Source organism: Amycolatopsis sp. NBC_00348 (genome assembly GCF_036114655.1).
In the GTDB taxonomy this organism is placed as follows: Bacteria; Actinomycetota; Actinomycetes; order Mycobacteriales; family Pseudonocardiaceae; genus Amycolatopsis.
Map to the genome: position 1 here is coordinate 2,738,652 of NZ_CP107994.1, position 21,212 is coordinate 2,759,863.

General features: G+C 71.7%; 24 protein-coding genes. 14 read left to right on the plus strand and 10 right to left on the minus strand.

Annotated elements, in window-relative coordinates; genetic code table 11:
* The first annotated feature begins 3 nt into the window (after window positions 1-3).
* The 3 genes from OHS58_RS12365 to hisG all read left to right on the plus strand — a co-directional run bounded on the left by OHS58_RS12365 (window position 4) and on the right by hisG (window position 1,757).
* Window positions 4-495 carry a methylated-DNA--[protein]-cysteine S-methyltransferase gene (locus OHS58_RS12365; protein ID WP_326953218.1) on the plus strand — a complete coding sequence of 164 codons (492 nt, stop codon included), beginning with the start codon at window positions 4-6 and terminating at the stop codon, window positions 493-495.
* A gap of 113 nt (window positions 496-608) precedes the next feature.
* On the plus strand, window positions 609-872 hold the full coding sequence (locus OHS58_RS12370; protein WP_247051907.1) for a phosphoribosyl-ATP diphosphatase: 264 nt from the start codon (window positions 609-611) through the stop codon (window positions 870-872).
* Window positions 873-911: 39 nt separating this feature from the next.
* A complete protein-coding gene (hisG, locus tag OHS58_RS12375; protein ID WP_326949716.1) occupies window positions 912-1,757 on the plus strand; it encodes an ATP phosphoribosyltransferase in 846 nt (281 codons plus the stop codon).
* A gap of 64 nt (window positions 1,758-1,821) precedes the next feature.
* Here the strand turns inward: hisG and OHS58_RS12380 are convergent, their stop codons facing one another.
* From OHS58_RS12380 to OHS58_RS12390, 3 genes are all read right to left on the minus strand, one after another.
* On the minus strand, window positions 1,822-2,757 hold the full coding sequence (locus OHS58_RS12380; RefSeq protein WP_328455011.1) for a ParA family protein: 936 nt from the start codon (window positions 2,755-2,757) through the stop codon (window positions 1,822-1,824).
* Window positions 2,758-2,821: 64 nt separating this feature from the next.
* Window positions 2,822-3,613, minus strand: coding sequence for a thioesterase family protein (locus OHS58_RS12385; RefSeq protein ID WP_247051904.1), 792 nt, complete (start codon window positions 3,611-3,613; stop codon window positions 2,822-2,824).
* Complete coding sequence (locus OHS58_RS12390; RefSeq protein ID WP_326949715.1) at window positions 3,613-4,530, minus strand: RecB family exonuclease; 918 nt, start codon at window positions 4,528-4,530, stop codon at window positions 3,613-3,615. The genes OHS58_RS12385 and OHS58_RS12390 overlap by 1 nt, the downstream gene beginning before the upstream one ends.
* A gap of 212 nt (window positions 4,531-4,742) precedes the next feature.
* Between OHS58_RS12390 and OHS58_RS12395 the strand changes: the two genes are divergently transcribed.
* Together OHS58_RS12395 and OHS58_RS12400 are read left to right on the plus strand one after the other, a co-directional pair.
* Window positions 4,743-5,897, plus strand: a complete 1,155-nt coding sequence (locus tag OHS58_RS12395) for a site-2 protease family protein (protein WP_326949714.1) — start codon at window positions 4,743-4,745, stop codon at window positions 5,895-5,897.
* 77 nt (window positions 5,898-5,974) lie between these two features.
* The gene (locus tag OHS58_RS12400; RefSeq protein ID WP_326949713.1) at window positions 5,975-6,805 is read left to right on the plus strand and encodes a tRNA (adenine-N1)-methyltransferase; all 831 of its coding nucleotides are present in this window, start codon (window positions 5,975-5,977) and stop codon (window positions 6,803-6,805) included.
* 1 nt (window position 6,806) lies between these two features.
* On the opposite strand, the gene OHS58_RS12405 is transcribed toward OHS58_RS12400, so the two are convergent.
* Together OHS58_RS12405 and OHS58_RS12410 are read right to left on the minus strand one after the other, a co-directional pair.
* Window positions 6,807-7,256 (minus strand): hypothetical protein, encoded by a 450-nt coding sequence (locus OHS58_RS12405; protein WP_247051900.1) that lies wholly within the window; start codon window positions 7,254-7,256, stop codon window positions 6,807-6,809.
* A 13-nt stretch (window positions 7,257-7,269) separates the two neighbouring features.
* Window positions 7,270-8,139: a hypothetical protein gene (locus OHS58_RS12410; RefSeq protein WP_247051899.1), complete on the minus strand. Its 870-nt coding sequence runs from the start codon at window positions 8,137-8,139 to the stop codon at window positions 7,270-7,272.
* A gap of 361 nt (window positions 8,140-8,500) precedes the next feature.
* Here OHS58_RS12410 and arc point away from each other — a divergent pair, with 361 nt between their 5' ends.
* Complete coding sequence (arc, locus tag OHS58_RS12415) at window positions 8,501-10,303, plus strand: proteasome ATPase (RefSeq protein ID WP_247051898.1); 1,803 nt, start codon at window positions 8,501-8,503, stop codon at window positions 10,301-10,303.
* 58 nt (window positions 10,304-10,361) lie between these two features.
* On the opposite strand, the gene OHS58_RS12420 is transcribed toward arc, so the two are convergent.
* Window positions 10,362-11,288 (minus strand): DMT family transporter, encoded by a 927-nt coding sequence (locus OHS58_RS12420; RefSeq protein WP_328648310.1) that lies wholly within the window; start codon window positions 11,286-11,288, stop codon window positions 10,362-10,364.
* A 97-nt stretch (window positions 11,289-11,385) separates the two neighbouring features.
* Between OHS58_RS12420 and OHS58_RS12425 the strand changes: the two genes are divergently transcribed.
* Window positions 11,386-12,240, plus strand: coding sequence for a DUF3626 domain-containing protein (locus OHS58_RS12425; RefSeq protein ID WP_328648311.1), 855 nt, complete (start codon window positions 11,386-11,388; stop codon window positions 12,238-12,240).
* Here OHS58_RS12425 and OHS58_RS12430 read toward each other — a convergent pair.
* Together OHS58_RS12430 and OHS58_RS12435 are read right to left on the minus strand one after the other, a co-directional pair.
* Complete coding sequence (locus OHS58_RS12430) at window positions 12,217-13,113, minus strand: TIGR03620 family F420-dependent LLM class oxidoreductase (RefSeq protein ID WP_328648312.1); 897 nt, start codon at window positions 13,111-13,113, stop codon at window positions 12,217-12,219. The two genes, OHS58_RS12425 and OHS58_RS12430, sit on opposite strands and share 24 nt — an antisense overlap.
* Before the next feature lie 66 nt (window positions 13,114-13,179).
* On the minus strand, window positions 13,180-13,515 hold the full coding sequence (locus tag OHS58_RS12435) for an ArsR/SmtB family transcription factor (protein WP_326949708.1): 336 nt from the start codon (window positions 13,513-13,515) through the stop codon (window positions 13,180-13,182).
* A 92-nt stretch (window positions 13,516-13,607) separates the two neighbouring features.
* On the opposite strand from OHS58_RS12435, the gene OHS58_RS12440 reads away from it, so the two are divergent.
* The 3 genes from OHS58_RS12440 to OHS58_RS12450 all read left to right on the plus strand — a co-directional run bounded on the left by OHS58_RS12440 (window position 13,608) and on the right by OHS58_RS12450 (window position 15,570).
* Entirely contained in the window at window positions 13,608-13,946 is a 339-nt protein-coding gene (locus tag OHS58_RS12440) for a hypothetical protein (protein WP_247051894.1), read from the plus strand.
* Between the two features lie 8 nt (window positions 13,947-13,954).
* On the plus strand, window positions 13,955-14,893 hold the full coding sequence (locus OHS58_RS12445) for an aldo/keto reductase (RefSeq protein WP_328648313.1): 939 nt from the start codon (window positions 13,955-13,957) through the stop codon (window positions 14,891-14,893).
* Between the two features lie 68 nt (window positions 14,894-14,961).
* Window positions 14,962-15,570: a hypothetical protein gene (locus OHS58_RS12450; RefSeq protein WP_328648314.1), complete on the plus strand. Its 609-nt coding sequence runs from the start codon at window positions 14,962-14,964 to the stop codon at window positions 15,568-15,570.
* Here OHS58_RS12450 and OHS58_RS12455 read toward each other — a convergent pair.
* On the minus strand, window positions 15,561-16,079 hold the full coding sequence (locus OHS58_RS12455) for an NUDIX domain-containing protein (RefSeq protein WP_328648315.1): 519 nt from the start codon (window positions 16,077-16,079) through the stop codon (window positions 15,561-15,563). The genes OHS58_RS12450 and OHS58_RS12455 overlap by 10 nt on opposite strands.
* A gap of 42 nt (window positions 16,080-16,121) precedes the next feature.
* On the opposite strand from OHS58_RS12455, the gene dop reads away from it, so the two are divergent.
* The 4 genes from dop to prcA all read left to right on the plus strand — a co-directional run bounded on the left by dop (window position 16,122) and on the right by prcA (window position 19,779).
* On the plus strand, window positions 16,122-17,624 hold the full coding sequence (gene dop / locus OHS58_RS12460; protein WP_326949704.1) for a depupylase/deamidase Dop: 1,503 nt from the start codon (window positions 16,122-16,124) through the stop codon (window positions 17,622-17,624).
* Window positions 17,625-17,710: 86 nt separating this feature from the next.
* Entirely contained in the window at window positions 17,711-17,905 is a 195-nt protein-coding gene (locus OHS58_RS12465; RefSeq protein WP_013226725.1) for a ubiquitin-like protein Pup, read from the plus strand.
* A gap of 145 nt (window positions 17,906-18,050) precedes the next feature.
* A complete protein-coding gene (gene prcB, locus OHS58_RS12470; RefSeq protein WP_247051889.1) occupies window positions 18,051-18,905 on the plus strand; it encodes a proteasome subunit beta in 855 nt (284 codons plus the stop codon).
* A 58-nt stretch (window positions 18,906-18,963) separates the two neighbouring features.
* Window positions 18,964-19,779, plus strand: a complete 816-nt coding sequence (gene prcA / locus OHS58_RS12475) for a proteasome subunit alpha (protein ID WP_328648316.1) — start codon at window positions 18,964-18,966, stop codon at window positions 19,777-19,779.
* Window positions 19,780-19,941: 162 nt separating this feature from the next.
* Here prcA and OHS58_RS12480 read toward each other — a convergent pair whose 3' ends face one another.
* Window positions 19,942-21,126 (minus strand): alpha/beta hydrolase, encoded by a 1,185-nt coding sequence (locus OHS58_RS12480; protein ID WP_328648317.1) that lies wholly within the window; start codon window positions 21,124-21,126, stop codon window positions 19,942-19,944.
* Window positions 21,127-21,212: the final 86 nt, after the last annotated feature.

Here is a 21,212-nt window from a genome sequence, read left to right on the forward strand (position 1 = left end):
ATCATGCGTTCCCACACGGTGGTGGACAGCCCGTGCGGCCCGCTCACCCTCGTCGCCCAGGGCGACGCGCTCTGCGGGCTGTACATGGTCCAGCAGCGCCACCGCCCGGACGAGCTCACGTTCGGCGAACCCGATCCGGGCGCGAAGATCTTCGTGCGGGCCGAAACCGAGCTGAAGGAGTACTTCGCCGGGCAGCGCCACGAGTTCGAGGTGCCGCTCACCTTCGTCGGCACGCCGTTCCAGCAACGGGTCTGGGCCGCGCTGCGGGACATCCCCTACGGCAGCACCACTTCCTACGGCGAGCTGGCCGACCGGCTGGGGCAGCCCACGGCGTCGCGCGCGGTCGGGCTGGCCAACGGCAAGAACCCGGTCAGCATCATCGTTCCCTGCCACCGCGTCGTCGGCGCGAGTGGTTCGCTGACCGGCTACGGCGGTGGCCTCGAACGGAAGCGTTACTTGCTGGACTTCGAACAGGAGCACGAAGCCCGCTTCTGACCAGCGTCGATCCCACCCTTCGGGAGCCGATGTCCACGGAGGTGTGACATCGGCGGCACCGGGACCGGCCCGGGGCGGCGTCACCCCGGCCGGGGTGGAAGGATCTGCAGACCGTGAAGACCTTCGATGAGCTGTTCGCGGAGCTTGCCGAGCGCGCGCGTACCCGTCCCGACGGGTCCGGCACCGTCGCCGCCCTGGACGCCGGAGTGCACGCCCAAGGCAAGAAGGTGCTGGAGGAAGCCGGCGAGGTGTGGATCGCCGCCGAGCACGAGTCCGACGACCGGCTCGCCGAGGAGATCTCCCAGCTGCTGTACCGGCTGCAGGTGCTGATGCTCGGCCGCGGTCTGTCGACCGAGGACGTCTACCGCTACCTGTGACGGGTGGTCCACCGCTCGCTGAACGAGGAGAAAAGCGAAATGCTGCGTGTTGCCGTGCCGAACAAGGGAGCCCTCGCCGCCACGGCGACGGAGATGCTCGGCGAGGCGGGCTACCGGAAGCGGCATGAGCAGCGCGACCTGACGATCCTCGACACGGTCAACGAGGTCGAGTTCTTCTTCCTGCGCCCCAAGGACATCGCGATCTACGTCGGCTCCGGCGACCTCGACCTCGGTATCACCGGCCGCGACCTCGCGCTCGACTCGGGCGCGCCGGTCGAGGAGATCCAGGCCCTCGGTTTCGGCGGCTCAACGTTCCGCTACGCGGCCCCGGCGGGCCAGGACTGGAAGCCGGCCGACCTGCAGGGCAAGCGGCTCGCCACGTCGTACCCGCGGCTGGTGCGCGAGGACCTCGCCCGCCACGGTGTCACCGCCGAGGTGATCCGCCTCGACGGCGCGGTCGAAATCTCGATCCAGCTCGGGGTCGCGGACGCGATCGCCGACGTCGTCGAGTCCGGCCGCTCGCTGCGCCAGAACAACCTGGTGGCCTTCGGCGACCCGATCTGCGTGTCGGAAGCCGTGCTGCTGCAGCGCAAGGGCACCGAGCAGAGCAAGGCGAAGAGCCAGCTCGCGGCGCGGCTGCGCGGGGTCGTGTTCGCCCAGCAGTACCTGATGCTGGACTACGACTGCCCGCGGACGCTCGTCGAGCGCGCCATCGCCATCACGCCGGGCCTGGAGTCGCCGACGGTGGCCCCGCTCGCCGACGACGACTGGGTGGCGGTGCGCGCGATGGTCTCGCGCAAGGACGTCAACCGCGTCATGGACGAACTGGCCGAGGTGGGCGCGAAGGCGATCCTGGCCTCGGACATCCGGTCCTGCCGCCTCTGAGTCTGCCGCGGCCCCTCGTGAGTGTTCAGGGCGGTTAGAACCGCCCTGAACACTCACGACGGGGTCAGCGGGGGCGGTGCGGTTTCTTGGGCAGCAGGTCGTAGAGGCCCTTGCGGACGCCGTTGTCGTTGGCGTTGCGGGCCACCGAGACCTCGGAGATGAAGTCCTCGAAGACGAACTCCTCGTCGGCCGGGATCACCGCGGGCGCCGAGTTCTGCTCCAGGTAGGTGTCGAGCGTGCCCGCGATCTCGCGGAACGACAGCGCCTGCAGCGTTTCCGGGGCGTAGGTCGTCACCGGGACGCCGTGGGCGGCGGCCTCGTTCATCACCACGCCCAGCGGCAGGTGCGACAGCATCGGGATGCCGAACTCGTACATCTCCTGCAGCGCCGCGGCCGCGTAGTGCGAGATCGGCCGCCGGTAGAGGCTCGGCACCAGCCCGAACCACGACAGCGGCTGCCGGCCGACGGTCTGCTCGACGTAGCGCACCTGATCCGCCAGCAGCCGCAGCGCGCGGATGCTCGTCTTGTCCGGCTGCACCGGGACCAGTATCCCGTGTGACGCCGCCAGCGCGTTGTTCGTCAGCACGTCGAGTGCCGGCGGGCAGTCGATGATGCAGTGGTCGTAGTTGGCGAACTGGATGACCCGGGCCAGCTGCCAGCCCGGCACACGGAACGAGTCGAGCCGCCGGATCAGGTCGAACATCCCCGGCGACGTCGGGATGACGTCGAGCGCGCCGCCGCGGCCGAGGTTGCTGCGCGGATGCGGCACGACGAGATCTTCGATCGGCCCCTTCCACTTCTTGGCCAGGGCTTTCGCCAGGGTCGGCGCGTCCCCGCGGACCTCGGCCAGGCCGAGCATCTCGGTCGTCGCGTGGCCCTGCGGGTCGAGGTCGACCAGCAGCACCCGCCGGCCGCGCTCGGCCAAGGCCGCCGCGGTGCCGACGCTCAGCGAGGTCTTGCCGACCCCGCCCTTCTGGTTGACCACCGAGGTGATCTGCATGCCGGAGCGCTCCTCATGTCGGTCGTTCCGCGAAGGTTATTGGATGCGGGCCCGTTGTGGTTGGCTATCCGCCCCCGGCCTGTCGCGGACGCACCATCAGCGCCTGCGCGCCGGTGGCCACCGGACCGTCGCCGTCGTGCAGGATGCTCGTCGCCGTGCCGACGCCGTGCTTGCCGACCAGCGTGACGGCGTCGAGGCCGATCCACTCGCCCGCAGGCGGCCGGCGCAGGTGCACGGTGAGCTCGGAGTTGATGAACCACCACTGCCGCGGGTCGAGGTAGTTGGACACGCCGTTGCCGGAGTCGGCGACCGCGAACAGCCGCTGCAGCCCGCTCGGCTCCTCGCCGTCGACCAGCGGGACGCGCTGGCGGGCCCACACCGCGGCCGAGCCGGGCACGTCCATGCCGCCGCGGACCGCGCGCCACTCCAGCGCGTCGAGGTAGCCGCCGTTCCAGCCTTCCGGCCAGGCCGACTCCGCCACGGTGTCCGGTGCCGGCAGCAGCGGGCCGCCGTCGGTGCTCACCGCCGCGGTGTCGGACGTCGCGATGCGCCACGCCGACGCGCGCGCGACGACCCGCTCGCTCGTCGCCAGCTCGGCCTGCAGCAGTTCCACCGACCGGCCGGGCCGCTCCACCCGGGCGCGCACCAGCAGCTCGGTCACCGGCGCCGGGCCGAGGATCTCGACGGTCACCCGCGCGAGCTCCGCGGGGTGGTGCGGTTCGACGTTTTCGAGCGCCCGGACCAGCAGCGCCGACGGCGGCCCGAAGTGCTGGGAGTCCGGGGTCCACGGCCCGGCCGTGTGCGCGGTCGCGGTGAACCGGCCCTCGCCGTGGGGGACGTAGAACGCGTCGGCCATCAGTCGGCCCGGTCCAGCGGCGTCTCTTCGCCGGCGTCGGGTTCCGGCCAGCCGGGGTAGGCCGGTGGGGTGCCGCCGTACTCGGGGCAGTGCGCCTGGTGGTCGCACCAGTTGCACAGCTTGCTCTTGTTCGGCCGGAAGTCGCCGGTCTTGCCCGCCTTGAGGATGGCCTGCCAGATGGCTTCCAGGGTCCGCTCGAAGCGGATCAGCTCGGCCTCGTCCGGGGTGTAGGCCAGCGACTGGCCGTCGGTCAGGTACATCAGCTTCAGCTGGCGCGGCACGATCCCGCGCAGCCGCCACAGCACCACGGCGTAGAACTTCATCTGGAACATCGCCTTGGCTTCGCCGATTTCCCGCGGCGCGGCGCCGGTCTTGTAGTCGACGACCCGGATCTCGCCGGTGGGCGCGACGTCGACGCGGTCGATGTAGCCGCGCAGCAGCACGCCCGAGCCGAGCTCGATCTCGACGTGCAGCTCGCAGGCCTCCGGTTCGAGCCGCCGCGGGTCTTCGAGGCCGAAGTAGGCGTCCAGCAGCTTCTCGGCCGACCGCAGCCAGTCGGCGTGGTCGTCCGGCTTCGCGGCGTCGAACAGCTCGGTCCACTCCGGACGGTCCTCGGACAGCTCGGTCCACGCCGGGCCCAGCAGTTCGCGGGCCTTCGGCGGCACCCGTTCGCCGGCGGGCAGCGCGAAGAGCCGTTCCAGTACCGAGTGGACGAGCGTGCCGCGCAGCTGGGCCTTCGTCGGGACCTCCGGCAGCCGGTCGACCGCGCGGAACCGGTAGAGCAGCGGGCACTGCTTGAAGTCACTGGCCCGGGACGGCGACAACGCGGGCCGCCGCCGCACCCGCGTGGCGACGGCGGAGTCCGCGGCGTCCATGGGGGTGGGCGGGTCCGTGGTGACAGTGTCGGCGTCGGGCATGGGCAGAGCGTAACGCCGGGGTCCGACAGTTCCGGCGACCGCAACGCCCGGCACCGGTACCCGTACGGCGAACTCGCGTACCCGGACGGTCGGTTCGCGTGCCCGGGCAGTCGGTTCGCGTACCTGGAGGGTCGGGTCGCCGGTTACACGACCCGGTCGCGGGCGGGGCCGGATCACCCGCTCCTGACACCGGGGGCTCTAGGCTCTGCGGCATGGCCGCGACCAGTGAGCAGGGCACCGGGGGCTCCCGGCAGGCCGTCCTCGGGGACGGCGGCGGCCTCGTGCTGTTCCGCGTCGCCGGTGTCCCGGTGCTGCTGGCGCCGTCCTGGTGGATCGGCTCGCTGATCGTCGTCGTCCTGTACGCGCCGCTGGTCGGGCGGCTGCTCCCGGACGTCTCGACGCTGATGTCGTGGCTGCTGGCCGCGGCGTTCGCGCTGCTGCTGGGGTTGTCGGTGCTCGCCCACGAGCTCGGCCACTGCCTGGTCGCATTGCGGCTGGGCATCCCGGTGCGCCGCCTGCGCTTGTTCCTCCTCGGCGGCCTGTCCGAGGTCGCCCGCACGCCGAAACGGCCGAGCGACGAAGGCCTGGTGGCCGCGGCCGGCCCGGCGGTGTCGCTGGTGCTGGGCGGGTTCTGCGGGCTGCTGATGTTCGCCGTGCCGCCGGGCGGCGCGGTCTGGCTGCTGATCGCCGAATGTTCCGTGGCGAACCTCGCCGTCGGTGTCTTCAACCTCCTGCCCGGCCTCCCGCTCGACGGCGGCCGGCTGGTCCGCGCCGGCGTCTGGGCGGCCACCGGCATCCGCGCCAAGGGCACCCGCGCTGCGGTGGGCGGCGGCGCGGTCGTGGCGGCGGGACTGCTCGTGTGGGCCCTGTGGGGCCTCGCGACGGCCAGCCCCGACCGCTGGCTGCGCCTCGGTGTCTGCGTCGTCACGGCGTGGTTCGTCATCCTCGGCGCGCGGTCCGAACTGGCCGCCGAACGGCGGCGTGGCTGGCCCGAGGGCCTGGTGCTGGGCGAGCTGGTCCGGCCCGTGCTGCAGCTGCCGGCGGAGAGCCCGGTGTCGGACGCGCTGGCCGCGTCGGCGGGCCGGGGCGTGGTGCTGGTCCGCGCGGACGGCGTCGCGGCCGGGCTGCTGGACGAGGGCGCGGCGGAGCGGCTGGCGAGCACGTCACCGCACGCGCCGGCCGAACTGGCGGCCGAGCCGATCCGCGCCGAGACCGTCCTGCTGGCCTCCGAGCCGGGGGAGGAGATCGTCGAGCGGGTCCGCGAGACCCCGGCGTGGCAGTTCCTCGTGGTCGACGACGAAGGCCGCCCGGCGGGCGTGTTGCGCCGGGACGACCTGCGCGCCGCGCTGAACCGCCGTACCCGCTGACCCCGCGGCCCGGGCGGCCTGCGAAGATCTGTCGTCGGTCAAACGGCAAGAGGCCATTCGGGGTACTGGAGGAAGTGTTGTCGGTCAGCGGACCGTTTCGTGCGGGTGATCGGGTGCAGTTGACCGACTCGAAGGGGCGGCACTACACCCTGACGCTGGCCGACGGCGGTGAGTACCACACCCACCGCGGCGGCCTCGCCCACGACGACCTCATCGGCCGTCCCGAAGGCTCGGTCGTGACTTCGGTGGGCGGCTCGACGTACCTGGCGCTGCGCCCGCTGCTGCCGGACTACGTGCTCTCGATGCCCCGCGGCGCGCAGGTGATCTACCCGAAGGACGCCGCCCAGATCGTCATGTGGGGCGACATCTTCCCGGGCGCGCGGGTGCTCGAGGCGGGCGCCGGTTCCGGCGCGCTGACGTGCTCGCTGCTGCGCGCGGTCGGCCCGGCCGGGCAGGTGAGCTCGTACGAGATCCGCGACGACCACGCGGTGCACGCCGAGCACAACGTCGTGAAGTTCTTCGGCGAGAAGCCGGCGAACTGGACGCTCACGGTCGCGGACCTGGCCACGCACGAGGGCGAGGTCGACCGGGTCGTGCTGGACATGCTGGCCCCGTGGGACCAGCTCCCGAACGTCGCCGCGCACCTCGTCCCCGGCGGCGTGCTGACGGTCTACGTCGCGACGGTCACGCAGCTTTCGCGCGTCACGGAGTCGTTGCGCGAGCAGCAGTGCTGGACCGAGCCGGAGTCGTGGGAGACGCTGATGCGGCCGTGGCACGTGGTCGGCCTGGCGGTCCGCCCCGACCACCGCATGGTGGCGCACACGGCGTTCCTGCTGACGGCGCGCCGGCTGGCGGACGGCACCGTCTCCCCGCGCGTGTCGCGGCGCCCGGCCAAGGGCAAGGGCTGAGCTAGCCCGGCACGCACCACTTCCCGCTCTCCTTGTGCAGCGGGAACGGGGTGTCCTTCGTGCCGCCCGCGGCCTCGACGTGCACCACCGCCGTCGCCGACTCGCCGCGCAGTTCCGGGGGTTTCGGCAGGCTCGCCTTCACCTCGCCCGCCGCGTCCCACGTCCGCTGCAGCCCGGCCAGGGCCTCGGTGGTCTGCGGGCGGCAGGTGAGCTCGCCGAACGCCGCCGAGTCGTGCCGGGAGATCGCGGCGACGATCGCGTCGGCCAGCACCTTCACCGCCGCCGCGTCGACGGCGTCCGGGGGCGGGGCCGTGGACGTGCGGGCCGGCGCGGGCGGCGTGGCCGACGGCGGGGGCGTGCTGCCGGACGGCGCCACGAGCAGCAGTCCCAGCACGACACCCACGACCGCCACGCCGGCCAGCACGAGCCCGGCGGTGAGCGCGCGGTTCACCGCCGGCGCGGCCTCACGAGCCGTCCGCCTTGACGTTGGACAGGCACCAGAGACCGGACTCCTTGGCCGCCGACATCGTGCCGACCTTGGTCGCCGCGCCGTCGGTGGCCGAGTAGCGGACCGTGGACTTGTCGCCGACGTCCTTCGGGTCTTCGGTGAGCTTCACCGTCACCTTGGGGATCTGGCCGGTCGTGCCTTCGTAGACGCTGCGGCAGATGACGTCGCCGAGCGCCTTCTCGTCACCCGCGTTGTACGCGTCGATCGTCGAGGCGAACAGCTCCTGCGAGCTGGGCTTGCCGCCGGGGGCGGGGCCGCCGACCGGCTTCGTGGTCTTCGTCGACGGGCTGCTCGGCGTGGTGCTCTTCTTCGGGGTGGTCTTCGGCGCCGACGTCGGCGCGGGGGAGCTGCTGCTCGCCGGCGGCGCGGCCGTGGTGCTGTCGTCCCCGTTGAGGGCCAGCACCAGCGCCGTCACGCCACCGCCGACGACGATGACCGCGCCCACGGCGATGCCGATGATGAGCCCGGTTTTCTTCTTCTTGGGCGGCGGCCCGTCACCGAAGCCGCCGCCACCGCCGCCGTACGGGTCGTAGCCGCCATAGTTCTGCTGGTTCGGGTCGTACCCGCCCGGCTGCTGCTGGCCCCACTGGTCCTGCTGCCCGCCGTACGGGGGCTGAGCGCCCGGCTGGGGCGGGTAACCGCCCTGCTGCGGCTGCTGGCCGTAGGGATCCGGCTGGCCGAACTGCTGCGTGCCGCCGTAGCCCGGCTGGGACTGGGGTCCGCTCTGGGGGTAGCCGCCCGGCTGCTGACCGTAGGGCCCGGGCTGCTGCCCGTAGCCGCCGGGCTGCTGGCCGTAGCCGCCCGGTTGCTGCGGCGGGTAGGTCATGTGTGATGCCCCCTAGCGTTCCCACGACGAGATTCGGCCATCCGGTGGCCGCGTCGGCCCGATGCTAGTCACCGCGCGTGCTCGCCGCGCGGTTAGGGCGCAACTGGCCGGAAATGCCCGGCTTCGGCACGGTTGGGCCTCCCGGGGACGGGGTACTCCCTGCGTGCTTGGTTCGTCCAGCTCCGGAAGACCCCGTTCCGACCCCGTGTCACGGCACACAAATGGCCCCTTGTGCTGCAGGAATGTCCGTGCTGGACCAGGTGAAGAAACCGCGACGCGCCGATCTTGTGATGCGGAAAGGCCTTTTCTTGTCGGTGATCGCCGGTACCGTGGAATGAAAAGCACTCCGAGGAGGTGCCCGATGCATCATGACCTTCCCGGAGGTCGGCGCGAGGAGGCCGACCCTTCAGCAACATCCGGAGCTGGGACGACGGCGGACGAGCAGGCAAGGCAGATCCGCTTTCTCGAAGAGGAAGTGGCGCTGCTGCGCCGCAAGCTGACCGACTCGCCGAGGCAGAACCGCGTTCTCGAACAGCGGCTCGCTGAGGCGTCGGAAAGGGTGAGCCAGCTCACCGAGCGGAACACCAAACTGGTCGAAACCCTGCGCGAAGCGCGAGGACAGCTCCTCGCTCTCCGTGAAGAGGTCGACCGGCTGGCCCAGCCACCGTCCGGGTACGGCGTGTTCGTCACGTCGTACGAGGACAACACGGTGGACGTGTTCACGGCCGGCCGGAAGATGCGGGTGTCGGTTTCGCCCGCGGTGGAGATTTCGTCGTTGCGACGCGGCCAGGCGCTGCGCCTCAACGAAGCCCTGACCGTGGTCGAGGGCGGCGACTTCGAGCGCACCGGCGAGGTGTGCGCGTTGCGCGAGGTGCTCGCACCGGACGTCGAGGGCGCCAGCCCTCGTGCGCTCGTGGTCGGGCACGCGGACGAAGAGCGGGTTGTGCTGCTCTCCGATCTGCTGGCGGAGCAGCCGCTGAAGCCCGGCGACTCGCTCCTGGTCGACTCCAAGGCCGGTTACGCGTACGAGCGCGTGCCGAAGGCGGAAGTCGAAGACCTGGTGCTGGAGGAGGTGCCCGACGTCCGCTACGAGGACATCGGTGGCCTCACCCGGCAGATCGAGCAGATCAGGGACGCGGTCGAACTGCCGTTCCTGCACGCCGACCTCTACCAGGAGTACCAGCTGCGCCCGCCGAAGGGCGTCCTGCTCTACGGCCCGCCGGGCTGCGGCAAGACGCTCATCGCCAAGGCGGTCGCGAACTCGCTGGCCAAGAAGGTGGCGGCGGCGCGGGGCGACAACGAGGACGGGAAGTCCTACTTCCTGAACATCAAGGGTCCCGAGCTGCTCAACAAGTTCGTCGGGGAGACCGAGCGGCACATCCGCTTGATCTTCCAGCGGGCGCGGGAGAAGGCCTCCGAGGGCACCCCGGTGATCGTGTTCTTCGACGAGATGGACTCGATCTTCCGGACCCGTGGATCGGGCGTTTCGTCCGATGTGGAGACCACGATCGTCCCGCAGCTGCTCTCCGAGATCGACGGTGTCGAAGGCTTGGAAAACGTCATCGTCATCGGTGCCTCGAACCGTGAGGACATGATCGACCCGGCGATCCTGCGGCCGGGCCGGCTCGACGTCAAGATCAAGATCGAGCGTCCGGACGCCGAAGGCGCGAAGGACATCTTCTCCAAGTACCTGGCCGAAGGCCTGCCGATCCACGCGGACGACCTCGCCGAGTTCGGCGGCGACGCCAAGGCGACGTTCGACGCGATGATCCAGCACACCGTCGAGCGCATGTACGAGGAGAGCGACGAGAACCGGTTCCTCGAGGTGACCTACGCCAACGGGGACAAGGAAGTCCTGTACTTCCGCGACTTCAACTCGGGCGCGATGATCCAGAACATCGTGGACCGGGCGAAGAAGTCGGCGATCAAGTCCGTGCTGGAGACCAACCAGCCCGGCCTGCGCGTGCAGCACCTGCTGGACGCGATCGTCGACGAGTTCGCGGAGAACGAGGACCTGCCGAACACCACCAACCCGGACGACTGGGCCCGGATCTCCGGCAAGAAGGGCGAGCGGATCGTGTACATCCGCACGCTCGTCACCGGAAAGAACACGGACTCGGGGCGGGCGATCGACACCGCCACGAACACCGGTCAGTACCTGTAGAGAACGAACACCCGGTGGGGCGGTCGCCGCGGCGACCGCCCCACCGGCGTGTCCGGGGTCAGTCCCGGACCAGTTCCGCTTCGGGCGCCGGTGACCCGGCCCTGCGGCGGACGCGCAGCCGGCCGTGCGCGGCGAGAATGCCCAGCACCACCAGGATCGCGCCGACGGGCTGGTTCCAGCTCACCGGTTCGTCCAGCACCGCCACGCCCAGCAGCACGCCGACGACCGGTGTGAGGTAGGTCACCGCCGACGCGTTCGCCGCGCCCCAGGCCGCGATGATCCGGACGTTCCAGACATAAGCCAGGCCCGTGCCGAAGACGCCGAGCGCCACCATGCTCAGCACGACCGGCAACGTCGGGTGGATCGGCGTCACCGCGATCGCCGGCGCCAGCAGGCCGAGGATGACCGTCGCCGACGCCGTCTGCCCGAACGCGACGACGACCGGGTCCGCCCCGCGCGGCGAGACGAACCGGCGCATGTAGACGAAGCACGCGCCGTAACACGTGGTGGCGCCGAGACAGGCGAGCTGCGTGGTCAGCTGGTGCGACACGTCGACGCCGTGCCACACCCCGACGATCGTGAGCACGCCCAGGAACCCGAGCAGCAGCCCGAGCACCCGCGGCGGCGTGAACCGCTCCTCGGGCAGCGCCGCCGCAGCCAGCAGCATCGTGATCAGCGGCGTCGTCGCGTTGAAGATGCTGGCCAAACCGGACGAAATGTACTGTTCCGCCCACGAGAACAGCAGGAACGGCACCACGCACAGCAGCACCGACACGACGACGAGGTGGCCCCACAGCGCGAGATCGCGGGGGAGTGCCCGGCGGCGGACCAGCAGCACCGCGGCCAGCGCCAGCGCGCCCAGCGAAACCCGGGCCAGCGCGACCTGAGCGGGGGAGAGGCCGTCGAGGCCCACCTTGATGAACAGGAAGCTCGCGCCCCACACGGCCGCGAGCAACCCGAACCGCACCGTGACCCCGAAACCCATGACGCGCAGTCAAGCCGGGCGACCGCCGCCGGAGCCAGCGATTTTCGGACGTCGTCGTGTGTATAACGACCTATACCGCCGGGGTAGGATCAAGCCCGTGGGGGCTACGAACGACGAAGAACCGCCGTGGACGCGGGCGCTCGCGCACGTCGCCGGCCTGGTGTCGGGGCCGCCGCTCGCCGCGGACCTGGACGTCACCGTGCACTTCCACCCGGACCGGCTGGTGGGCGGGGTGCCGCTGCTGCGGCACCTGGCCGCCGACGGCGTCTACCGCTCGCAGTTCGAGACCGGCACGAGCAACGGCGGCTTGACCGCCCACCCGGGCGGTGACCGCTGGCGCTGGGAGCACCGGATCTTCGGCGGCGCCTACGACGACGGGCCGCCGTCGGGGCGACCCAAGTACGGCGCGCTGAACCACCGCCGCCGCGCGGCCGGCGGCTCGGTCCGGTTCGGCTCGGCCCACTTCCGGCTGAAGCGCGACGTGCTGCGGCGGACGACTTTCTGCTACCCGGACAGCTTCAGTGAGCCCGCCGACTTCGGCACAGCCGGCCACATGCCACTGGTGGCCCTCGCCGACGCGGCGCCGGCGGACGTCCTCGACGACTACGTCGAGGCTCACGTGCACGGCCCGCTCCGGCTGGACACCGACGTCGCGGCCCTGGTGCTGGACCCGGCGTTCCGGGGGACCGACGTCGAGGCGGCGGCTGCCGCGCTGCCGTTCCCGACGTCGTGGCACCACGGTTTCCGGCTGTCCGTCGCGGTGCTCGCCGAGCACGCGGACTTCCGCGGCGAGGACGTCGTGCGGGCCGGCGAGGAGATCGCCGAACACGGGTGGCTCGACGCCCGCGTCATCGGCGACGCCGTGCGGGCCGGCACGCACGATCCGCAGACCCTCAAGCGCGTCTGGCACTGCACCGCGCGGTTCGGGCTACGCGACGACGCCGACGGGTAGCAGCGCCTCGGCCAGCCGCCGCCAGTGCGGCAGCGCGGACTGCCCGGGCTCGATCCCGACGACCTGGACGCCGACGTGGTCGGCGCCCGCGTCGAGGTGCTCCTCCAGCCGGCAGGCGATCGTGTCGAGGTCGCCCCAGAACACCAGGTCGTCGACGATCCGGTCACTGCCGCGGCCGCCGTCGATGTCGGCTTCGGTGTAGCCGAGCCGCAGGAACTTGGCCACGTTGTACCGCTGCGTCAGGTACGGGTGCAGGTGCTCCCGGGCGATCTCGCGCGCCCGCGCCGGATCGGTCTCGAAGAGGACAGCGTGCTCGACGCCGAGGAACGGGCGCTCGCCCAGGATCTCGCGCGCCTGCGCCGTGTGCCGCGGCGTCACGTGGTAGGTGTGCGCGCCGGCCGAGCGGTCGCGGGCCAGTTCGAGCATCTTCGGGCCGTACGCGGCCAGGACGCGCCGCATCGGCGCGGCGGCCGCGGGATTGGCGTTGGTGGCCGTGTCCAGGGCGTCGAGGTAGTCGTTCATCGCCCGCAGCGGGCTGGTCGTGCCGGGGCGCCCGGCGCCGAAGCCGAGACCGAGCAGGTGGCGGTCCGGGTAGGCGTCGGCCAGCAGCAGGGCCGCGCCGCGCGTCCACCGCGGCTCACGGGACCAGATCTGGGCGATCCCGTTGACGACGGCCAGGCGCCGGGTCGAGGCGAGCAGGAAACCGGCGTGGGTGAGGGCTTCCCGGCCGTCGCGCTCGGGGATCCAGACCGCCCGCCAGCCGAGGTCTTCCAGCTCCTGCGCGGTGTCGCGGGCCAGGCTCGCCGGCTGGTCCTCGAAGTCGAACGTCCAGATCCCGTAGCGCCCCAGGGGCATGTTGTCGATCGCGCTCATGCATCGAAGTATCGCAGAACTTCGATATGAGTCAACCGTCGGGAACTCATCGGGGGAGGGGAGTGGTCAGAGCGAGTGGCCGAGGACCTCGACGATCCGGGCGATCCGCTCTTCGTCACGGCGGTAGTGCGTCCACTTCCCGAGCCGCGTCGCGCGGACCAGCCCGGCGCGCTGCAGCGACGCCATGTAGGCCGAGACGGTCGACTGGGCCAGGCCCGCCTTCTCCTGGATGTGCGTCACGCACACCCCTTCATCGACCACCATCGCCCCGCGCTGCTCGAGGAAGTTCTTCTCCGGATCCCGCAGCCAGCCGAGGATCCGCAGCCGCACCGGGTTCGCGAGCGCCTTGAACACGTCGAGCAGCTGCTCGACCTCCGGCGGGGCCTCGGCGCGCGTCGTCACCTCTCCGATGGTAGATCACATCGCGACACTCCGATGCGACATCGGCGCGTGGTCCCCGGACCTCGGCGTATAACGACCTATACTTCACGGCTGTGAGCGAAGAAACCGGGCGGCCGCGCGCGCCCATCACCGAAGCCGACGTCATGGCCTGGCTGGAGACGACCGCCGCCACCGTCGAAGCGGGGGAGGTGGGCCCCCAGGAGCTCATCGACATCCTCGGCGAGCTGCGCCGCGCCTCCGCGGCCTGCGCCGACGCCTCCGACTGGGCCCTGCTCGCCGCCCGCGAAGGGGGCGCCAGCCTGCGCCAGATCGCGCCGGTCTTCGGCAAGGGCTACGTCCGCGCCCCGGCCGCCCGCCTCGAGAAGCTCCACCGCCAGGCCCAGACCGCCGGCCAGTGGCTCGCCATCCTCCGGCACAAGCAGAACGGATGAGTACGCCCATGGATCGCGTGGATCGCATCGCGCTCGGCCTGGCGGCGCTGGGCCGGCCCGCGTACATCAACCTGGGCCGGGACGGGGCGCTGCCGGCCGTGCGGGACGTCGCGTCGATGCGGGCCGCGACGTTCACGGTGCTCGACGGCGCCTACGCCGCGGGGATCCGCAACGTCGACGTCGCCCGGTCCTACGGGCGTTCGGAGGAGTTCCTCGCCGGCTGGCTCGACGAGCGCGGGCACCACGACGTCGTCGTCTCCAGCAAGTGGGGTTACGCCTACGTCGGCGGCTGGCGGCTCGACGCCGAGGTGCACGAGGTGAAGGAGCACTCGGCGACGCGGTTCGCCGCGCAGTGGGCGGAAACCCTGGCGCTGCTGGGGGACCGGGTCAGCCTCTACCAGGTCCATTCGCTCACTGTGGACAGTCCGCTGTTCACCGACGAGCCGCTGATCGAGGCGCTGGCGGAGCTCGCGGCGAACGGCGTCGCGGTCGGGTTCTCGACGTCGGGGCCGGCGCAGGCGGCCGCGATCGAGCGGGCGTTCGCACTGGAAGTGGCCGGACGGCCGGTGTTCTCGTCGGTGCAGTCGACGTGGAACCTCCTGGAGCCGTCGGCGGGACCCGCGCTGGCCGCGGCACACGCCGCCGGGAAGCGGGTGCTGGTCAAGGAAACCCTGGCCAACGGCCGGCTGGCGGTCGAGGCGCCGCGGGTGCTGCTCGACATCGCCGCCGCGCACGGGACCGGCCCGGACGCGGTCGCCGTGGCGGCGGTGCTGGCGAACGACTGGGCCGGCGCGGCGGTCATCGGCCCGGCGAGCGCGCCGCAGCTCGAGGCGAACCTGCGCGCCACCATGCTTTCCCTGAGCACCGAGGAGGAAGCCGCGCTGGCCGGGCTGGCGGAGGATGCGGGGGACTACTGGCGACACCGGTCCTCTTTGGGCTGGGACTGACCGGCTGCACTACTCTGCGCAGTCACAGTCGGACTACGGGAGGGCCGGAGCAGGTGCGTCATCGCCAGGTGGTTGCGTTGGCCGCGGTCGCGTTGGTCGGCCTCACGGGCTGCGACGGCCCCGACCCGAACAACCTCGAGACGTACTACGACGATCCGGTCCCGTCGGCCACGCTGTCGGCGCCCACGCCGGAAGCCCTGGCGCCGGCCCCGAAGGCGGCTCCGGTCACCCAGGCGGCGCCGGACCCCGGACTGCTCGCGGAGCGGGCGCTGCTGTCCGATCAGGACGTCGCCGAAGAGGGTGTGCAGCCCGGCTCGGGCGCGGCGTCGGGCTGCCTGACGGACGACGTGTCGGCGACCAGCCGGACCGCGAGCTGGCGGTACCCGAGCGGTTCGGTGCTGCGGCACCGGGTCGTCGCCTACCCGGACGGCTCGGCCGGCGACATCGTGGCGGACGCGCAGTGCACCGGCCACACCGTGGACGTCCCGGCCCAGGCGGGCGTCGAGCGTCAGCGGGCCTGGTGCGACGGCAAGACGTGCACCGTGCTGCTGGCGCGGGGCACGCTCGTGTCCGGGCTGACCGTTTCGGCGAGCACGGAGTCGCGGGCGATCGACGCGGCGAAGCGCCTGCTGCCCGCGATGGCGGCGAAGCTGACGGCGCCGGCGGCTCAGCAGTAGCGGCGGAACCACTCCTGGACGCCTTCGCGGCCGTCGGGGATGAACGGGAGTGCCGGTGCCGGGTCGTCGACCCAGGCGCGCAGCTCGTCGAGCGGGAGCCAGCGGCCTTCGACGATCTCTTCGCCCTGGTGGTGGATCGGGCCGTCCCAGCGGACCTCGAAGGCGAAGTTGTGGCAGCGGTTGCGGCCGTCGTCGTACACCTTCGTGAACAGCGGAACGGGTTCCACCCCGTGGACGCCGAGCTCTTCGGCCAGTTCACGGCGAGCGCACTCGACCGGTGACTCGCCGGCGGCGACGACTCCGCCCGCCCAGCAGTCCCAGGTGGACGGGAACACGTCCTTCGTGGGGGTCCGGAGGTGCACGTAGACCGCGTTTCCGTCACCCGAACGGACCAGCACGACGCCGGCGGCGTGCCACAGGCCCTCGCTGCGGAGGCGACTCCGGAGCGTCGAGCCGACGACGGAGCCGGCCTGGTCATAGAGGGCAACGAGTTCGTCACTGCCTGGCATGGGTGCATCGTTCCACTAGGCCTACCCCGTAGGGTGGTGGACATGCGGCGGATCATGGGAACCGAAGTCGAGTACGGCATCTCGGTGCCGGGCGACGCGACGGCGAACCCGGTACTCACCTCGACCCAGGTCGTGCTGGCCTACGCGGCCGCGGCCGACATCCCGCGAGCGCGGCGGGCCCGGTGGGACTACGAGGTGGAGTCCCCCTTGCGGGACGCGCGCGGGTTCGACCTGACCGGCCCGGGCGGGCCGGGGCACGACCCGGACGTCGAGGACCTGGGTGCGGCGAACGTCATCCTGACCAACGGCGCGCGGCTGTACGTCGACCACGCGCACCCGGAGTACTCGGCGCCCGAGGTGACGAACGCGCGTGACGCGGTCATCTGGGACAAGGCCGGCGAACGGGTGATGGAGGAGGCGGCGCTGAAGGCCGCGTCCGTGCCCGGGCAGCCCCCGCTCCAGCTGTACAAGAACAACGTCGACGGCAAGGGCGCCAGCTACGGCACGCACGAGAACTACCTGTGCGCGCGCTCGACGCCGTTCACCGCCATCATCGCCGGGCTGACGCCGTTCTTCGTGTCGCGGCAGGTCTTCACCGGGTCGGGCCGGGTCGGGATCGGGCAGCAGAGCGAAGAGGCCGGGTTCCAGCTCTCCCAGCGTGCGGACTACATCGAGGTCGAGGTCGGCCTGGAGACGACGCTGAAGCGCGGGATCATCAACACCCGCGACGAGCCGCACGCGGACGCGGACAAGTACCGGCGGCTGCACGTCATCATCGGCGACGCCAACATGTCCGAGTACTCGACCTACCTCAAGGTCGGCACGACGGCCCTGGTGCTCGACCTGATCGAGTCCGGCATCCGGTTCGACGACCTGAAGCTGGACGAGCCGGTCAAGGCCGTGCACCAGATCAGCCACGACCCGACGCTCAAGGCGCAGGTGTCGCTGGCCAACGGCAAGAAGTACACCGGCCTGGACCTGCAGTTCGCCTACCACGAGATCGCTTCGCAGAACCTGGAGCGCACGGGCGCGGACGAGGCCGCCAAGGAGGTGCTGCGGGTCTGGGGCGAGATCCTGGACGCGCTGGCGCGGGACCCGCAGGAGTGCGCGGACCGGCTGGACTGGCCGGCGAAGCTGCGGCTGCTGGAGGGGTACCGCCAGCGGGACAGCCTCGCCTGGGGCGCGCCGCGGCTGCGCCTGGTGGACCTGCAGTACTCGGACGTGCGGCTGGCTAAGGGCCTGTACAACCGGCTGGTCACGCGGGGCTCGATGAAGCGGCTGGTGACCGAGGAAGAGGTGCTGGCCGCCGTCACGACGCCGCCGTCGGACACGCGGGCCTACTTCCGGGGCCGGGCGCTGGAGAAGTACGCGAGCTCGATCGCGGCGGCGTCCTGGGATTCGGTCATCTTCGACGTCGGCAAGGAGTCGCTGGTGCGGATCCCGACGCTGGAGCCGTTGCGCGGGACCAAGGCGCACGTCGGCAAGCTGCTGGACAACGCGGCGACGGCGGAGGAGCTGGTGGAGGCACTCACCGGTTCGGACTAGGCGGTACGCACGCGGATCGCGGCGGTGACCCCGAATGTCGGGGTCGCTGGGTAGGCTAGGAAACATCAGCCACACCGGGAGGCGAGATGGCCCAGGAAAAGATCGAAAAGCACGGCGGCGGCGACTCCGACGAGGAGTTCGACGACACCGGCGCGGCGGGTCAGGAGCGGCGCGAGAAGCTCGGCGAGGACGTCGACACGATCCTCGACGAGATCGACGACGTGCTGGAGGAGAACGCCGAGGACTTCGTCCGGGCCTACGTCCAGAAGGGCGGCGAGTAGCCGCTCGGGCGTTCGCGCCCTTGCCGACCGTTCAGCCGGCGGCCGGAGGCTCCGCGTGGTGGTGACCGTGGTCCGTGCGGGCCGGGGTCGCCGAACGCGGGGCCACGGCCGCCAAGGCCCGCACAGATGGGATTTTTGAGCACGTATGGACAACACCAGGGGCATCTCGGGTCCCGCTCTGCCGGGGGCATACTTCTCGTCGGCGACGTCGTCGTTTTCCGACTTCCTGCGGGTGCAGGCGCCGGAACTGCTTCCGGAGCGCCGGATGTCCGGTGGTGCGGGCGACCTGGGCGTGCCGCACGGGACGACGATCGTCGCGCTGACCTTCGCGAGCGGAGTGCTGATCGCGGGTGACCGGCGGGCGACGTCGGGGAACCTGATCGCGAGCCGCGACATGGAGAAGGTGCACGTCACCGACGAGTACTCGGCGGTGGGCATCGCGGGCACGGCCGGGCTGGCCGTGGAGATGGTGCGCCTCTACGCCGTGGAGCTCGCGCACTACGAGAAGATCGAGGGCGTTTCGCTGTCGCTGGACGGCAAGACGAACAAGCTGGCCGGGATGGTCAAGGCGAACCTCGAGATGGCGATGGCCGGGCTGGCCGCGATCCCGCTCTTCGTCGGGTACGACCTGGAGGCCGAGGACGCGCGGCACGCCGGCCGGATCGTCTCGTACGACGCCGCGGGCGGGCGCTACGAGGAGAACGGCGGCTACGCCGGGATCGGCTCGGGTTCGCTGTTCGCGAAATCCGCGCTCAAGAAGCTGCACGACCCGGACGCCGACGTCGAGAACGCCACGCGGGTGGCTGTCGAGGCGCTGTACGACGCGGCGGACGACGACACCGCTTCGGGCCTGCCGGACCTGGTGCGCCGGATCTTCCCGTCCGTCGTGACGATCACCGCCGAGCACGGCGCCGTGCAGCTGCCGGAGTCGGAGACCGCCGCCGTGGCGGAGGCCGTGATCGCCGGGCGGATCGAGCGCCAGCAGCGTCGGCTGTCCTGACGCGGGCCGGAGCTGAACCAGTGAACGATGGAACACCGAAAGACCTGGAGCGCACACCGTGACGATGCCGTTGTATGCCTCTCCCGAGCAGCTGATGCGGGAGCGTTCCGAGCTGGCGCGCAAGGGCATCGCGCGCGGCCGGAGCGTGGTGGTGCTGAAGTACGCGGGCGGCGTGCTGTTCGTGGCGGAGAACCCGTCGGCGACGCTGCACAAGGTGTCCGAGATCTACGACCGGATCGGCTTCGCCGCCGTCGGGCGCTACAGCGAGTTCGAGAACCTGCGGGTCGCCGGGATCCGGCACGCGGACCTCAAGGGCTACCAGTACGACCGGCGTGACGTGAGCGCGCGGGCGCTGGCGAACGCGTACGCGGCGACGCTGGGCAGCATCTTCACCGAGCAGCTGAAGCCGTTCGAGGTCGAGGTCTGCGTCGCGGAGGTCGGGGCGAGCGCGGCGGAGGACCAGCTGTACCGGCTGACCTACGACGGCTCGATCTTCGACGAGCCGCAGTTCATCGTGATGGGCGGCCAGGCCGACAAGATCGTCACGAAGCTGAAGGAGACGTTCGAAGACGGTCTGGACCTGCAGGCGGCCCTCGGCGTGGCGGTGACGGCGTTGCGCACGCCGATCCAGCCCGCCGCGACGACGACGTCGTCGGCCGGTTCGTCGTCGTCCTCTTCGTCCTCGTCGGCGGCGGCGAGTGCGTCGGCCAACGGCAACGGCGAGACGGACCCGCCGATCAAGCTGGAGGTGGCGGTCCTGGACCGCGACCGCCCGCGGCGCGCGTTCCGCCGCCTGACGGGAACGGCGCTGGACGCGCTGCTGCCGGTGCCGGACCCCCAGGGTGACGAGCCGGAGAAGCCCGAAGGCGAATAGTTCGTACGAAACGGGGCGTGGTCGGTGACCACGCCCCGTTTTCGCGTCCGCGGTCAGGTGGCGCCGGAGCCGAAGAGGGCGGTGAGCACGAGGACGAAGGCGACGCTCCCGTCCAGCAGCCACCGGCAGGTCGACTGGGTGTGCCGGGACCCGTCCCGGCCTTCAGGACGCCGCGGACGGCTGCCGGAAGGTCTGGTCGGCGAAGGCCAGCAGGTACGGCAGCGTGGCCCGGGCGGTGTGCCACGTGTGGTTGAAGCCGCGTTCGGCGTGGACGACCGCCTCCTGGCCGCGGGCGTGCAGGGCGTCGGCGATGCGGTGGGCGGTCGTGACGTCGGTGGGCGCGCCGGTGCCGACGGCCAGCATCACCGAGATCGGGGCGGGGAACTTCATCGTCGGCAGGTAGCGGCGCGGGGTGTTGGCGGCGATGGCCGCCTGGTCGCCGCCGAGGACGCCGACGGAGTCGTTGAGGTCGTCGTAGGGCAGGGCGATGACCAGGGTGGCGAACTCGTGGACGTGGTGCAGCCCGATGTTGAGCGCGCCGAAGCCGCCGCCGGACATGCCGCCGAGGGCGCGGTGGGCGCGGTCGGCCAGCGTCCGGTAGCGGCTGTCGATCGCCGGGACGACGGTGCGGGCGAGGTAGGTCTCCAGTTGCGGGCCGCCCGGGACGTCGAGGCACTCCCAGTCGGTGCTGGGGACGCCGGCGGTCATGTCCACGCTGACCACGATCATCGGGGCGATGACGTTGGCCTGCTGCAGGGCCTGGAGGGTGCCGGGCGCGTCGCCGGAGGTCAGCCAGTCGCGCGGGCCGCCGAACGGGTAGCCGTGGATCAGGTAGACGACGGGGTAGCGGCGGCCGGCGTTGGCCGGGTCGCCGTAGCCGGCCGGCAGGATGACGTAGTTGCTGCCCGACGGCACGCCGTGCGCGGGGTCGGGCAGCGGGACGACGTCGATCTTCTGGCCGGCGGCCGCGACGCCGCTGCCGCCGTGGGGCGCCGGCTCGGACTCGGACTCCGGGGCTTCCCGGTCGTCGTCGAGCAGGCGGCCGGCCAGGTTGACGACGCCGGGGCCGCGCTGGAGCAGGCGGGCGAGGTCGTCGGAGGTGCGCACGTACCCGACGTAGCTGTTCACCGCCGTGACCGCCGCCAGCAGCAGGAGGACGCCGAAGGCGGTGAACCCCCAGCGGCGGAGGCGGCGCCGGTGCGCGAGCGCGATCACGGCGGCGAGCACCGCGACCGCGGCGGTGGCGAAGGCGAGCCAGATGAACGGCGACTCGAACGGCCCGAGGTCACGGGCGCGGGCGGTGATGTCGCCCGGCAGCACCGGATCCACCGCGACCTGCGGGGTCATCCGCACCACGCCGCGTGCCACCGCATCGAAACCCCACTCGTCCCCTGGCTGCGGGCAGGAGGGCCCGCATCTCGATCTTGACGCTA